This is a genomic window from Bacillus sp. 0909A (genome assembly GCF_036765115.1).
In the GTDB taxonomy this organism is placed as follows: Bacteria; Bacillota; Bacilli; order Bacillales; family Bacillaceae; genus Bacillus; species Bacillus mojavensis.
In genome coordinates this window covers 671,502-685,107 of the sequence record NZ_JBAIZU010000002.1, presented here as the reverse complement: position 1 = coordinate 685,107, position 13,606 = coordinate 671,502, and the positions used below count along the sequence as shown (strand labels likewise).

The 13,606-nt window shown below is 42.2% G+C and carries 16 protein-coding genes; 14 read left to right on the top strand and 2 right to left on the bottom strand.

Annotation, left to right across the window (positions count from 1 at the left end; all coding sequences use genetic code 11):
* The first annotated feature begins 62 nt into the window (after positions 1–62).
* Positions 63–242 (top strand): YjzC family protein, encoded by a 180-nt coding sequence (locus V6D42_RS08865; RefSeq protein WP_003245356.1) that lies wholly within the window; start codon positions 63–65, stop codon positions 240–242.
* A gap of 45 nt (positions 243–287) precedes the next feature.
* On the opposite strand, the gene V6D42_RS08860 is transcribed toward V6D42_RS08865, so the two are convergent.
* Entirely contained in the window at positions 288–473 is a 186-nt protein-coding gene (locus V6D42_RS08860; protein ID WP_010333727.1) for a YjzD family protein, read from the bottom strand.
* A 258-nt stretch (positions 474–731) separates the two neighbouring features.
* Here V6D42_RS08860 and V6D42_RS08855 point away from each other — a divergent pair, with 258 nt between their 5' ends.
* The 4 genes from V6D42_RS08855 (at position 732) to comZ (ending at position 3,366) form a co-directional block, all read left to right on the top strand.
* Positions 732–1,469, top strand: a complete 738-nt coding sequence (locus V6D42_RS08855; RefSeq protein WP_168747414.1) for a hypothetical protein — start codon at positions 732–734, stop codon at positions 1,467–1,469.
* A gap of 83 nt (positions 1,470–1,552) precedes the next feature.
* Positions 1,553–2,116: a hypothetical protein gene (locus tag V6D42_RS08850; RefSeq protein ID WP_333512961.1), complete on the top strand. Its 564-nt coding sequence runs from the start codon at positions 1,553–1,555 to the stop codon at positions 2,114–2,116.
* 90 nt (positions 2,117–2,206) lie between these two features.
* Complete coding sequence (locus V6D42_RS08845; RefSeq protein ID WP_333512960.1) at positions 2,207–3,160, top strand: BMP family ABC transporter substrate-binding protein; 954 nt, start codon at positions 2,207–2,209, stop codon at positions 3,158–3,160.
* Between the two features lie 14 nt (positions 3,161–3,174).
* The gene (comZ, locus tag V6D42_RS08840; protein WP_003224559.1) at positions 3,175–3,366 is read left to right on the top strand and encodes a ComG operon transcriptional repressor ComZ; all 192 of its coding nucleotides are present in this window, start codon (positions 3,175–3,177) and stop codon (positions 3,364–3,366) included.
* 29 nt (positions 3,367–3,395) lie between these two features.
* Here the strand turns inward: comZ and V6D42_RS08835 are convergent, their stop codons facing one another.
* The gene (locus V6D42_RS08835) at positions 3,396–3,626 is read right to left on the bottom strand and encodes a hypothetical protein (RefSeq protein ID WP_081638273.1); all 231 of its coding nucleotides are present in this window, start codon (positions 3,624–3,626) and stop codon (positions 3,396–3,398) included.
* Positions 3,627–3,789: 163 nt separating this feature from the next.
* Here V6D42_RS08835 and fabH point away from each other — a divergent pair, with 163 nt between their 5' ends.
* The 9 genes from fabH (at position 3,790) to V6D42_RS08790 (ending at position 13,601) form a co-directional block, all read left to right on the top strand.
* On the top strand, positions 3,790–4,728 hold the full coding sequence (fabH, locus tag V6D42_RS08830) for a beta-ketoacyl-ACP synthase III (RefSeq protein WP_333512958.1): 939 nt from the start codon (positions 3,790–3,792) through the stop codon (positions 4,726–4,728).
* A gap of 22 nt (positions 4,729–4,750) precedes the next feature.
* Positions 4,751–5,989: a beta-ketoacyl-ACP synthase II gene (gene fabF / locus V6D42_RS08825; protein WP_106022352.1), complete on the top strand. Its 1,239-nt coding sequence runs from the start codon at positions 4,751–4,753 to the stop codon at positions 5,987–5,989.
* 79 nt (positions 5,990–6,068) lie between these two features.
* Positions 6,069–6,854, top strand: coding sequence for a DUF2268 domain-containing protein (locus V6D42_RS08820; RefSeq protein ID WP_333512957.1), 786 nt, complete (start codon positions 6,069–6,071; stop codon positions 6,852–6,854).
* 190 nt (positions 6,855–7,044) lie between these two features.
* The gene (gene appD, locus V6D42_RS08815; protein ID WP_010333735.1) at positions 7,045–8,031 is read left to right on the top strand and encodes an oligopeptide ABC transporter ATP-binding protein AppD; all 987 of its coding nucleotides are present in this window, start codon (positions 7,045–7,047) and stop codon (positions 8,029–8,031) included.
* Positions 8,028–9,017, top strand: a complete 990-nt coding sequence (appF, locus tag V6D42_RS08810; RefSeq protein WP_029441207.1) for an oligopeptide ABC transporter ATP-binding protein AppF — start codon at positions 8,028–8,030, stop codon at positions 9,015–9,017. The genes appD and appF overlap by 4 nt, the downstream gene beginning before the upstream one ends.
* An 88-nt stretch (positions 9,018–9,105) precedes the next feature.
* Positions 9,106–10,737 carry a peptide-binding protein gene (locus V6D42_RS08805; RefSeq protein WP_333512956.1) on the top strand — a complete coding sequence of 544 codons (1,632 nt, stop codon included), beginning with the start codon at positions 9,106–9,108 and terminating at the stop codon, positions 10,735–10,737.
* A 74-nt stretch (positions 10,738–10,811) separates the two neighbouring features.
* On the top strand, positions 10,812–11,762 hold the full coding sequence (locus tag V6D42_RS08800) for an ABC transporter permease (protein WP_010333738.1): 951 nt from the start codon (positions 10,812–10,814) through the stop codon (positions 11,760–11,762).
* 16 nt (positions 11,763–11,778) lie between these two features.
* A complete protein-coding gene (appC, locus tag V6D42_RS08795; protein WP_333512955.1) occupies positions 11,779–12,690 on the top strand; it encodes an oligopeptide ABC transporter permease AppC in 912 nt (303 codons plus the stop codon).
* A 155-nt stretch (positions 12,691–12,845) separates the two neighbouring features.
* A complete protein-coding gene (locus V6D42_RS08790; RefSeq protein WP_326191986.1) occupies positions 12,846–13,601 on the top strand; it encodes an SAM-dependent methyltransferase in 756 nt (251 codons plus the stop codon).
* Positions 13,602–13,606 lie beyond the last annotated feature (5 nt).

Sequence of the window (13,606 nt, the reverse complement as noted above, 5' to 3'; positions counted from 1 at the left end):
TGGAAACATATTCACACCCGCTTAGGCGCATACTACACGAAAAAGGAAAAGGAGGAAAAACAGTGGGACAGCAGCATCAATTCCGGCCCGGGCAGAAAGCGCCCAACAACGGCGTTTACGTAGAAATCGGTGAGACGGGGAGTATGGTCAAAAACCCGCAAAAGGTCCATCTGTCAGCAGGAGAGATGTTTCCTGAAACATCTAATCACAACCGCCTGTGGACGTATAAAAGAAAACCGTGATCACGAAAAAACCCAAAACAATACATGTTTTGGGTTTTTGGCTTATTAATGCTGGCTGGCATTGTTGTTCATAGGCATGATTGCTGCTAGCGCCATGATCAGCACATATAAAACGACAGCAATTACGGATGATGTTGTGAAGTTATACGCTACACTGTTCATGCTGGCAATCAAATAGCATGCCATATGCGATAAAAGGAACGTCCAAATAAAAGCAATAATAAATCGCACGTTTCCACCTCGTCCTTCTCATTCTATTCTAGAAGTTATCATACCATACATAAAGCCAAGGGGGAATCTAATTTTAGAAGAATGTGAGGTGACAAAAGAGTCTGATTCGTCACATTTTTAATGGTAAAATATAAAAAATAAATATCGTCAATTGGTATAATAGCCAAAACATAGAAAGGCTAGGACTTTACCTTATTCGTTTCTTTTCTTTTTACATAAGATAGCGTGAGATGAAGTGTGAAAGGAGGCGGGCAAGCGATGGGAATAACGGAAAGGTATTTTCAATTGGGAACGGAGCATAACGTGATTCATCTGCCCTATCGTCCGAACGGCTTTGGTATCTTTGTCCTCGGAGACAGAACCCACTTTGTCGGTAATGATTCGAGCTTTTGGCTTCAGCATTACGGCAGAAATCAGCTTTTAAATATGCTGAGGGACGAAGGCTATACCATTTTTAACAGCAATCTGTTCGGAAGGCACTGGGGCGCGGAAAAAGCGGTCACCTATGCCAAGCAGCTGATACATTTCGTGTTGAAGCAGGAAATACTCAATCCGAAGATTCATATATTAGCAGAAGGAATGGGCGCTCTCGTGGCCGATGAACTGCTTCGTTTTTCCCCGGATCATATCCGATCAGCCGCGATGTTGAATCCTTGTCTCGATCTTCAGGCACATTATGAATCAGAAAAAGAAAATAAATTTTTCTATAAGCAATTTTTGAAAGAAGTATCGGAAAGCTACGAAATCCCCGAAAAAGAAGCGGCTTCACTTCGTTATAAAACAATCGAAACCTATCCGAGCAGCGTACCGGTTCATATATGGCAGAGGATGACCGGATCTCCGTATCCGTACAGCCTGCATGCGGAGGTATTTAAGGAAATGCAGCAGCGAAAACAAGGCTGTCCGGTTGACATAACGTTTCATTTATTTGAGCACCCAAGCAGGATCTATGCATCAATCTGCAAATTCTTTCACAGTCATGAAAAAGAGCTATAAAGAATACAATAACAATAGCCTTCTCTTTTGCGGAGGCTGTTTTGCTTTGGATAAAATGAAAAACCGGAAGGGCGGCAGATGAAATGAAATCAACGCTGATTGTAGGGGCGGATGAATTTTTCGGCCTTTCTTTATGTGAGCGAATGATGGATGAGGGCATATACGTCGATGTCGTTTTGGCTGAAACAGATGATGAAAGCAGACAAATGTACTTAGAGGAAAGACTTATGTGGCTTGGGAGAAATGAGCACTTTCGGAAGCTTGAGCACATTGAGGATCAATTATATGATACAATTTGTATCCAATATGGCGGCGGCTTTTTGCCTTTGGATCAATATAAATCAGCTTATGTTTTGGTATATGAACAAGACCGAAAAGAGTGGGAGAAATGTGAAAAGACAGGTTCAGAAAATGCGGTGATTCTTCCGAAAATGTATGGGCCGTGGAAAGAAGAACAGGAGGAAGAGGGCTTTTATACAGAAGATGTAGCTGACGAGCTGTTGAGATTCCTGCTAGAACCCGGCCGTGATCCCGGCAAAAGAACCATTTTTGATTTGCAAATCACTAAGAAAACCTCCAGAGATGAAGCGAAAACAAAAATTCTCGAGTGGAAAAGACAATTTCCATCAATTTTCGACAAATATTAAGAAAAACCTTCCATGTTTCGAGTTTTCTAGATACAATAAACATATCATTTTAATACATGTTATAGCTTGTCAAAAGGAGTTGAACATGACTTGATCACAAGGCTTGTCATGATCTTTTCTGTCCTCCTTTTATTAAGCGGATGTGGACAAACTCCGTTTAAAGGAAAAATTGAGAAGGTCGGCATGCTCTTTCCTGATACGATTAATGACCTCGTATGGGGCACAAAAGGGTATAAAGGATTACTGAATATACAGTCTAAATACAATGTGGACGTCTACTATAAAGAAGGCGTAAAAACAGATGAAGATATTATAAATGCGATTGAAGATTTTCATAAGCGCGGCGTCAATCTCCTCTTTGGCCATGGAAGTGAGTTTGAAGAAGTATTTAACTTGGTCAGTGAAGACTATCCGGATATGCAGTTTGTGATTTCAAATGCAAAAGCAAAAGCGGATAATGTCACAAGCGTCCATCTCAGCGGGGAAGCAATCGGCTTTTTCGGGGGAATGACCGCTGCCCATATGTCAAAAACCAATCAGGTCGGAGTTATCGCTTCTTTTACATGGCAGCCAGAAGTTGACGGCTTTATAAAAGGGGCTAAGTATGAAAATCCTAATATAGAAGTGAATACAAAATATACGGATCACTGGGATGATGATTCGACTGCGGTTAACCTTTATCAAAAAATGAAGAACGAAGGCGCGGATGTTGTGTATCCTGCCGGAGATGGGTATAATGTTCCTGTCATTCAGCAAATCAAAAAAGACGGCCTATATGCGATCGGCTATGTCACAGATCAATCCGATCTTGGCGAGAACACCGTGTTAACCAGCACGGTGCAAAATGTGGACAAGGCCTATGAAATTGTAGCTGAACAATTCGACAAAGGCACTTTAAAAGGCGGCGATCACTATTACGATCTGAAAAGCCGAGTTGTCGAAATGGGAACCTTCAGTCCGCTTGTGGACAAAGCCTTTCAGAAAAAAATCGCCAAACTGGTCAAAACGTATAACAAAACTGGCGAACTGCCAAAAAACGAGTAATGGAGTGACGTCACATGCAGCACGAAAAATCACTGGAGTTTTTGCAAATTGCAATGAAATATCTGCCTGAGGCGAAAGAGCAGCTAGAAAAATCGGGAATAGAGCTGTCGATGGAGGCCATTCAGCCGTTTATGAATTTATTTACAACGGTAATGGCGGAAGCCTACGAGCTGGGTAAATCCGACGCGAAATCTGAAACCGAATAAGAAGAAGCCACTTTCTCGAAAGTGGCTTTTCACATGATTTTCTTTTTAATAGCGGATACCATAGGTGCGAGCTCCTTCAGAGCGGGCTTGATTTGATCGAGAGAGTTCATAATCGAACCGATTTGGTTCATGATATACATGTAATCAATCGTCTCTTCTTCGTTTGTCGGGGAAACCTCCTCCTCCTGCACTTCTTCTTTTTCTGTTTTTTGTTTGGCGTTATCGCCGAACATCATTTTGGAAAACACATCCACCTGCATACGCCTCCTTTTCCATATACCATACTCTATGAGTAAGTTGAACTGATAGTTTAGACGAATATATTGCCATGTGAAAAAAAATAGGATAGAATTAGTACCTGATACTAATAATTGATCATAACCTGATTGATCTTAAATTAACTATATAAAGGAGTCTTCCCTTATGAAAGCTGGAATACTTGGAGTTGGACGTTATATCCCTGAGAAGGTTTTAACAAATCATGATTTAGAAAAAATGGTTGAAACTTCTGACGAGTGGATTCGTACAAGAACAGGAATAGAAGAAAGAAGAATTGCCGCAGATGACGTATATTCATCACATATGGCTGTTGCAGCAGCGAAAAAAGCGCTGGAACAAGCTGAAGTGTCCGCTGAGGATCTCGATATGATTCTCGTTGCGACTGTCACACCTGATCAGTCATTTCCTACAGTTTCTTGTATGATTCAAGAGCAGCTCGGCGCAAAGAAAGCATGTGCCATGGATATCAGCGCGGCTTGTGCAGGCTTTATGTACGGGGTTGTAACCGGTAAACAATTTATTGAATCTGGAACCTATAAGCATGTCCTTGTTGTCGGTGTAGAAAAGCTCTCAAGCATTACAGACTGGGAAGACCGCAACACAGCCGTTCTGTTTGGTGACGGAGCGGGCGCTGCGGTAGTCGGGCCAGTCAGAGATGACAGAGGAATTCTTTCATTTGAACTAGGAGCAGACGGCACAGGCGGTCAGCACTTGTATCTGAATGAAAAAGGACATACAATCATGAATGGACGTGAAGTTTTCAAATTTGCGGTCCGCCAAATGGGTGAATCATGCGTAAACGTCATTGAAAAAGCAGGGCTCTCAAAAGAGGACGTCGACTTTTTGATTCCGCATCAGGCGAACATCCGCATCATGGAAGCTGCACGTGAGCGTTTAGAGCTTCCTGTCGAAAAGATGTCTAAAACTGTTCATAAATATGGAAACACTTCTGCCGCATCCATTCCTATTTCTCTCGTAGAAGAATTGGAAGCCGGTAAAATCAAAGATGGCGATGTGATCGTCATGGTAGGATTCGGCGGAGGATTAACTTGGGGCGCCATTGCAATCCGCTGGGGCCGATAAAAAAAGGTGAGGTGCACACAAGATGAGTAAAAAAAGAGTAGTTGTTACAGGACTCGGAGCATTGTCTCCGCTTGGCAACGATGTTGATACAAGTTGGAATAACGCAATCAACGGTGTGTCCGGAATTGGTCCGATCACTCGTGTTGATGCTGAAGAATATCCGGCTAAAGTAGCCGCTGAATTAAAAGACTTTAATGTTGAAGATTACATGGACAAAAAAGAAGCAAGAAAAATGGACCGTTTCACTCAATATGCGGTTGTCGCTGCGAAAATGGCAGTTGAAGACGCAGGTCTTAAAATTACTGATGAAATCGCGCCGAGAGTCGGTGTTTGGGTTGGTTCCGGAATCGGAGGACTTGAAACGCTTGAGTCTCAATTTGAAATCTTCTTAACAAAAGGCCCAAGACGGGTAAGCCCATTTTTTGTGCCGATGATGATTCCTGATATGGCGACAGGCCAAATTTCTATTGCTTTAGGAGCAAAGGGAGTTAACTCTTGTACGGTAACTGCATGTGCAACAGGGACAAACTCTATCGGTGACGCGTTTAAAGTCATTCAGCGCGGCGATGCAGACGCTATGATCACAGGCGGAACAGAAGCGCCGCTGACTAGAATGTCATTCGCTGGCTTCAGTGCCAACAAAGCGCTTTCTACAAATCCGGATCCGAAAACAGCAAGCCGTCCGTTTGATAAAAACCGTGATGGATTCGTCATGGGTGAAGGTGCGGGAATTATCGTTCTTGAGGAACTTGAGCACGCACTTGCACGCGGCGCTAAAATTTACGGAGAAATCGTCGGTTACGGCTCGACGGGAGACGCTTATCATATCACAGCGCCTGCCCAAGACGGGGAAGGCGGAGCGAGAGCGATGCAAGAAGCCATTAAAGATGCGGGCATTGCGCCTGAAGAGATTGACTATATCAATGCACACGGCACAAGCACGTATTACAATGACAAATACGAAACAATGGCGATTAAGACTGTTTTTGGCGAGCATGCCTACAAACTTGCGGTAAGCTCTACAAAATCTATGACTGGCCACCTTCTAGGCGCGGCGGGCGGTATTGAAGCCATTTTCTCTATCCTTGCCATTAAAGAAGGCATGATCCCGCCAACAATCAATATTGAAACGCCTGACGAAGAATGCGATTTAGATTATGTGCCTGGTGAAGCACGCAGACAGGATCTCAGCTATGTTCTCAGCAACTCACTGGGATTCGGCGGACATAATGCAACGCTAATCTTCAAAAAATATCAGTAATCATGACGCCAAACCGGCTGCCCTAAAAGGGTAGCCGGTTTTTTTCGTGCGCATAGGATAAAAAAGAGGAGGCGATAGCATGAGCGTGGAACAAACATACAAATGGTTTGAAAAAGCCGCTTCAATAGATGATCTGGCGCAATACATTGTCCCGTACTTTTCAGGAACGGAGAAAGTTGACTGGAAAGGCATCTTGAGACATTTGCAGCATCACGGAATGTTTAAAAACATAGAAGAGAGTATAAGCACGTCTTCCATTCTGAAAGAAAAAGGACTTTTCCAGCATATACAAAAAGAGGAGCAGTATCTCAAAAAGAAGTGGCAAGGACCTGACGTGCCAATCGTAGCACTGCCGGTTGATGAAAGAAACAGAAGAATCCGTTTAGAATTCGGATCAAAATCAGGGCTCGCCTTTCCAGATAAAATGTTTCTCTTTCTCTCGTCAGATATCGAATTATCCTCGGTTTCAGCCCTTATGACACATGAATATCATCATGTTTGCCGGTTAGATCATATGACAAAAGAGGAAAAAGACGTCACATTACTTGATACAATCATCATGGAGGGGCTGGCAGAATATGCTGTTTATGAGAGGTTAGGCCAGAGTCAAACGGCTGACTGGACCAACTGGTATACCCCTCTGCAGCTTGAGGTTTTTTACAAAAAAAAGATTGCGCCCCATCTGAACATCAAACGGGAACATCGATTGTTCGATCAGCTTTTATACGGCAAAGGATACCAGCCGAAAATGCTTGGATACGCAGTCGGATTCAATATTGTAAAAAAATATTTAACAGAGAACAAAGCCAATACAGCAGACGGGCTTTCCATCTCTCCTGAAGCCTTTTTGAAAGCAACGCTTTAATAGAATAAAATAATGGAATTTCGTTAATAATATTACATTTATCCTAAAAAATTCTTGATTTTGCAAAATGATTGTAATAATATACAACTATAAAATTTTTCGATAATTCAATATTATTTATTATTTCTGAATAAATGGATTGCTTTCTCTTGAAAACGTTTGGCGACAAGAGGGGGAAAGGGGAGCTAGCATGAGCACACTTTTAGAAGTGAATAATTTAAAGACTTATTTTTTTAGAAAAAAGGAGCCGATCCCTGCGGTGGACGGAGTCGATTTCTACATCAAAAAAGGCGAAACCGTCGCGCTTGTAGGCGAATCCGGCTCCGGCAAAAGTATTACTTCATTGTCTATTATGGGTCTTGTCCAGAGCTCAGGCGGGAAAATCATGGACGGTACGATTAAACTCGAAGACAAGGACCTCACCTCATTCACTGAAAATGACTATTGCAAAATCCGCGGAAACGAAGTATCCATGATCTTTCAAGAACCAATGACCTCCCTTAATCCGGTGTTAACGATCGGAGAACAAATTACCGAAGTGCTGATTTACCATAAAAACATGAAGAAAAAAGAAGCGTATCAAAGAGCCGTCGAACTCTTGAAGATGGTTGGGTTCTCAAGAGCGGAGCAAATTATGAAGGAATATCCGCACCGTCTATCTGGCGGCATGAGACAGAGGGTAATGATCGCCATCGCGCTCAGCTGTAATCCAAAACTGCTGATTGCCGATGAACCGACAACGGCGTTAGACGTGACGATACAAGCCCAAGTGCTGGAGCTAATGAAGGATCTCTGCCAGAAGTTTGATACGTCAATTTTGCTGATTACACATGACTTAGGTGTCGTATCGGAAGCAGCCGACAGAGTGATTGTCATGTACTGCGGACAAGTCGTAGAAAATGCCTCAGTCGATGAGTTATTTTTAGAGCCCCTTCATCCTTATACAGAAGGACTGCTTATGTCGATTCCCGTCATAGATGGAGAGATTGATAAATTAAATGCGATTAAAGGCAGCGTGCCGACTCCAGATAATTTGCCGCCGGGGTGCCGTTTTGCTCCAAGGTGCCCAAAAGCCATGGATAAATGCTGGACCCATCAGCCTTCACTTTTGACACACAAAAGCGGAAGGTCAGTGAGATGCTTTTTATATGAGGAAGAAGGTGCCGAACAATCATGACAGCAGCTAATCAAGAAACAATTTTAGAACTTCGGGACGTGAAAAAATATTTCCCGATCCGCTCAGGCTTTTTTCAAAGAAAAGTTGGTGATGTAAAAGCGGTGGACGGTGTTTCGTTTTCCTTAAAAAAAGGAGAAACACTCGGAATCGTTGGAGAATCGGGCTGCGGAAAATCGACTGCCGGCCGGACGATGATCAGGCTGTACAAACCGACTGAAGGCCAAATTTTCTTTAAGGGGCAGGATATTTCCAATCTGTCAGAGGAGAATTTACGAAAAAACGTCCGCAAAAATATCCAGATGGTCTTTCAAGACCCATTCGCTTCGCTGAATCCAAGAAAAACGCTGCGTTCTATTATTAAGGAGCCTTTTAACACGCACCATATGTACACGATGCGAGAACGAAATGAGAAAGTCGAAGAGCTGCTTGCGAGAGTAGGTCTTCATCCGTCGTTTGCCTCCCGCTATCCTCATGAATTTTCCGGCGGACAGCGTCAGCGGATCGGCATTGCGAGAGCCCTCACGCTGAATCCGGAGCTTATCATTGCAGACGAACCGGTTTCTGCACTTGATGTATCGATTCAGGCCCAGGTCATCAACTTAATGGAAGAATTGCAGGAAGAATTTAATCTGACGTATCTATTTATCTCTCACGATTTAAGTGTCGTCCGCCATATCAGCGACAGAGTCGGGGTAATGTACCTTGGCAAAATGATGGAACTGACCGATAAGCACGAGTTATATGACAATCCGCTCCACCCATACACCCAAGCCCTTTTATCATCTGTCCCGGTTACAAGAAAAAAAGGATCTGTCAAACGCGAACGCATCGTCCTGAAAGGAGAACTGCCCAGCCCGGCCAATCCGCCAAAAGGCTGTGTTTTCCATACGAGATGTCCCGTTGCAAAACCAATATGCAAGGAACAAATACCAGAATTCAAAGAAGCTGCTCCCAGCCATTTTGTGGCTTGTCACCTTTATAGCTAACTGTCGCCCGCACAGCTTTGAGAGGGGGTATGCATACTACATAAACAGCAGCTAAGAAGAACGACCATTTCAAGAGGGGGAATATTGAATGAAAAGACGTAAAACCGCACTGATGATGCTAAGTGTATTGATGGTGATGACCATCTTTTTATCGGCCTGCTCGGGATCAAAATCGAGCAGCAGCAGTGAGAAAAAATCAAACGGAAAACCGCAGCAAGGCGGGGATTTGGTTGTGGGTTCAATCGGTGCTCCGACACTTTTCAACTCATTATATTCAACTGATGAATCGAGTACGGATATCGAACAAATGATTTATAGCTTTTTAACAAAAACAGATGAAAAATTAAATGTCAAAATGTCATTGGCTGAGAGTGTCAAAGAGCTGGATGGCGGACTGAAATATGATGTGAAAATCAAAAAAGGCGTGAAGTTCCATGACGGAGAAGAACTTACTGCCGACGATGTAGTATTTACGTTTAACATCCCGCTGAACAAGGATTACAAAGGTGAGCGTGGCTCTAACTTTGAGATGCTGAAATCAGTGGAGAAAAAGGGAGATTACGAGGTTTTATTTACCCTGAAATACAAAGACCCTAACTTCTATAACAATACGTTGGACAGCTACGGCATTCTTCCGGAGCATATTTTAAAAGACGTACCTGTTGCGCAGCTTGAAGATAATGAATTTAACAGAAAAAATCCGATCGGCTCAGGACCTTTCAAATTTAAAGAATGGAAAGATGGACAATACGTGAAGCTCGTTGCCAATGATGATTACTATGACGGGCGTCCGTATTTAGACAGTGTCACGTATAAAATCATTCCTGATGCCAATGCTGCGGTTGCGCAGCTTCAAGCGGGGGATATTGATTTCTTTAACGTTCCGTCAACTGATTATAAGACAGCTGAATCGTTTAATAATGTCAAGGTTGTAACAGACTTGGCGCTGAGCTACTCATATATCGGCTGGAATGAGAAAAACGAGCTCTTTAAAGACAAAAAAGTGCGCCAGGCGCTTACCACAGCGTTAGACCGTGAAACGATGGTTGAAACTGTATTGGATGGCGACGGAGAGGTCGCTTATATCCCGGAAAGTCCGGCTTCTTGGAACTATCCGAAAGGCGTAGAAGTTCCTAAATTTAAATACAATGTGAAGAAAGCGAAGAAGATGCTGAAAGAAGCCGGCTGGGAAGATACTGACGGTGACGGCATCTTAGATAAAGACGGCAAAAAATTCGAGTTCACCCTGAAAACGAACCAAGGAAATAAGGTGCGTGAAGATATTGCAGTTGTTGTTCAAGAGCAGCTGAAGAAAGTCGGTATTAAAGTAACGCCGCAAATCGTGGAATGGAGTGCGCTTGTTGAGCAAACCAGCGCCCCTAATTGGGACTATGACGCAATGGTATTAGGCTGGAGCCTGTCCACATTCCCGGATCATTACGATATTTTCCATTCAAGCCAGTCTGAAAAAGGCTTAAATAACATGTGGTATAAAAATCCAGAGGTCGATAAGCTTCTGAAAGCTGCAAAATCGATCAGTGACCGTGAGGAATACTCTAAAGCCTATGAGAAGATTTACCAAAAGCTTGCTGAAGATCAGCCGTACACCTTCCTTTATTATCCGAACAACCATATGGCGATGCCAGCTAACTTAGAGGGTTATGTGTATCATCCGAAACGTGAACTATATCAGATTGAAAAATGGTGGCTTGCCCAATAATTTTCCCTTGAAGGGGAGGGAGCGAATTTCCTTCCCCTTCTATATTGAAAAAGAACCACAAAGGGGACAAGAATATGGTTACATATATCATTCGAAGAACATTAGCTTCGATTCCTATCTTATTAGGAATTACAATTTTGTCTTTTGTCATTATGAAAGCGGCTCCCGGAGACCCGATGACGCTTATGATGGACCCTACCATCAGCCAGGCAGACAGAGCGCAGTTTATTGAAAAATACGGCCTGAATGACCCGGAATACGTTCAATATTTAAAATGGCTCGGCAATATGGTTCAAGGGGATTTCGGAACGTCCATTATCAGAAAAGGAACGCCTGTTTCAGAGCTGATTATAGCAAGGCTGCCTAACACACTCCTCCTTATGCTGGTGTCGACGATTTTGGCGCTGATCATTTCAATCCCATTTGGTGTGATTTCTGCAAAAAAACCTTATTCAAAACTGGATTATGGCATTACATTTACTTCATTTATCGGTTTAGCCATTCCGAACTTTTGGTTCGGTCTGATTTTAATTATGGTGTTTGCTGTGAACCTCGGCTGGTTCCCAACTGGGGGAGTCGCTACTCTTAACACAGATTTTAGCTTATTAGACCGGATTCATCATTTGTTATTACCTGCATTTGTGTTAGCTACGGCAGATATGGCTGGCTTAACGAGATATACAAGGTCAAACATGCTTGATGTGTTAAATCAAGACTATATCCGAACAGCCAGATCAAAAGGCTTTAAAGAAAATCGCGTGCTATTTAAGCATGGCTTGCGGAATGCGCTATTGCCTGTTATTACGATCTTCGGTTTAATGATTCCCTCATTTATCGGCGGAGCGGTTGTTGTAGAGCAGATTTTCACTTGGCCGGGGCTGGGAAAACTGTTTGTCGATTCGGCATTCCAGCGTGATTATCCGGTTATTATGGCAATGACCGTGATTTCGGCAGTGCTTGTCGTGATCGGAAACCTCATTGCCGACATCCTTTACGCGATTGTTGATCCGCGGATCGAATATTAAGAGGAGGGAAACTGAGATGTCAGAGCTGCAAACCACTCCCTCGCCGGAGATTAGACTGAAAGAAAACATTTCGAAAAAACCAGAGACGATGTCCAAGATCTTCTGGGAGAAATTCTCGAAAAACAAGCTGGCCATTCTAGGTGCCGTCATTCTGTTTATCATTGTTATGTCGGCTGTTTTCGCTCCTTTGATTGCACCTTATCCCCAAGAGCAGCAAAGCCTGCTTGATAAGTATAAAGCGCCGGGCCTTGAACATTTGATGGGAACGGATAAATTCGGCCGCGATATTTTCAGCCGGATTTTGTATGGAGCGCGCGTCTCTTTATTGGTCGGTTTTGCTTCTGTAGTCGGTTCTATTTTAATCGGAACTGTATTAGGTGCGTTAGCAGGTTATTTCAGAGGAATTGTCGACGCTGTCATTATGCGTTTAGTCGACATTGTATTATCTATTCCGGATATTTTCTTGCTGATCACGCTGGTTACCATTTTCAAGCCTGGCGTGGACAAACTAATTTTAATTTTCTGTCTCACCGGCTGGACAACAACGGCACGATTGGTAAGAGGAGAGTTTCTATCGCTTCGTTCAAGGGAATACGTTCTGGCTGCTAAAACAATCGGAACGAAGACGCACAAAATTATCTTTTCACATATTCTCCCCAATGCGTTAGGACCGATTATTGTGTCAGCAACATTAAAGGTAGGCTCAGTCATTCTCGCTGAGTCCGCGCTGAGCTACTTAGGCTTCGGGATTCAGCCGCCAATCGCAAGCTGGGGAAATATGCTTCAAGACGCACAAAATTTCACAGTGATGATTCAAGCATGGTGGTACCCATTATTTCCCGGGCTATTTATTTTAATTACCGTGCTGTGCTTTAACTTTGTCGGAGATGGCTTGCGGGATGCTCTGGATCCTAAAAATATTAAATAAATAGCCTCCTAAAAGGCTTAACATTATATCAATTTAGAGAATCTTATATTAAATATTCAGAAAAATTCAAAAAAGTAATTGAAACTCACTGTGGTTGATAATATAATATAAGTAAATATAATACATTTATATAAAAAAATTGGAGGTGTAATTAAGTGATTCGAGCCATAGAGAAACCTATATCAGATGAAGGTACTGATTTTTTCAACTCTACTTATCAAGAAGTATACTCGCAATTACTTGATACAGACCTTGATAATGAAATAAATTTTATTAAAAATAATATATTGAGTAATTTTGAAAATCCTAAAATTATGGATTTTTGTTGCGGACATGGGAGACATTTACTAAAACTGTGGGAAGATGATTATGACATTCACGGCCTGGATATTAATCATACTTTCCTGCAACATATAAATAATAAGTCAAATGGTCAAGTTTCTACTTTTTTAGCAGATGGTAGATACTTTGTCCCGAAACAAAAATATGATGTTGTCCTTAATATGGAAACGTCTATTGTTTATATGAGTGATGAAGAAAACATAAAAATGCTAGAAACGATGAATTCATGCTTAAAGATTGGTGGAAAGCTATTGTTGCATCTCGCCAATAGAGAGTATTTAATTAAAAATTTTAATCCTCGTATTTGGTTTGGAAATGATGAAACTGGTTACGCATTAGAACGGAGAGCGCTTGATTTAATTAGTGGAACATTAAAAATAAATCAAACAAGGATCATAAATCATGCAACAAGTCATCATGTAGTTACAATGAGATTATATAGCGTTACAGAAATCAAGAAAGTATTAGAACAAACAGGATTTAGAATTGAGCATGTTTATGGTGATTTTAAAGCAAGCAATTATACGATTAATTCTCCTAGTATTCTAGTTGTCTGTTCTAAAGAATAACTTGA

Coding starts and splice junctions, on each gene's coding strand:
- appF (WP_029441207.1), top strand. CDS start 8,028: ATGACAGCAGCTAATCAAGAAACAATTTTAGAACTTCGGGACGTGAAA.
- fabF (WP_106022352.1), top strand. CDS start 4,751: ATGAGTAAAAAAAGAGTAGTTGTTACAGGACTCGGAGCATTGTCTCCG.
- comZ (WP_003224559.1), top strand. CDS start 3,175: ATGCAGCACGAAAAATCACTGGAGTTTTTGCAAATTGCAATGAAATAT.
- fabH (WP_333512958.1), top strand. CDS start 3,790: ATGAAAGCTGGAATACTTGGAGTTGGACGTTATATCCCTGAGAAGGTT.
- V6D42_RS08850 (WP_333512961.1), top strand. CDS start 1,553: ATGAAATCAACGCTGATTGTAGGGGCGGATGAATTTTTCGGCCTTTCT.
- V6D42_RS08835 (WP_081638273.1), bottom strand. CDS start 3,626: ATGCAGGTGGATGTGTTTTCCAAAATGATGTTCGGCGATAACGCCAAA.
- appD (WP_010333735.1), top strand. CDS start 7,045: ATGAGCACACTTTTAGAAGTGAATAATTTAAAGACTTATTTTTTTAGA.
- appC (WP_333512955.1), top strand. CDS start 11,779: ATGTCAGAGCTGCAAACCACTCCCTCGCCGGAGATTAGACTGAAAGAA.
- V6D42_RS08820 (WP_333512957.1), top strand. CDS start 6,069: ATGAGCGTGGAACAAACATACAAATGGTTTGAAAAAGCCGCTTCAATA.
- V6D42_RS08805 (WP_333512956.1), top strand. CDS start 9,106: ATGAAAAGACGTAAAACCGCACTGATGATGCTAAGTGTATTGATGGTG.
- V6D42_RS08800 (WP_010333738.1), top strand. CDS start 10,812: ATGGTTACATATATCATTCGAAGAACATTAGCTTCGATTCCTATCTTA.
- V6D42_RS08855 (WP_168747414.1), top strand. CDS start 732: ATGGGAATAACGGAAAGGTATTTTCAATTGGGAACGGAGCATAACGTG.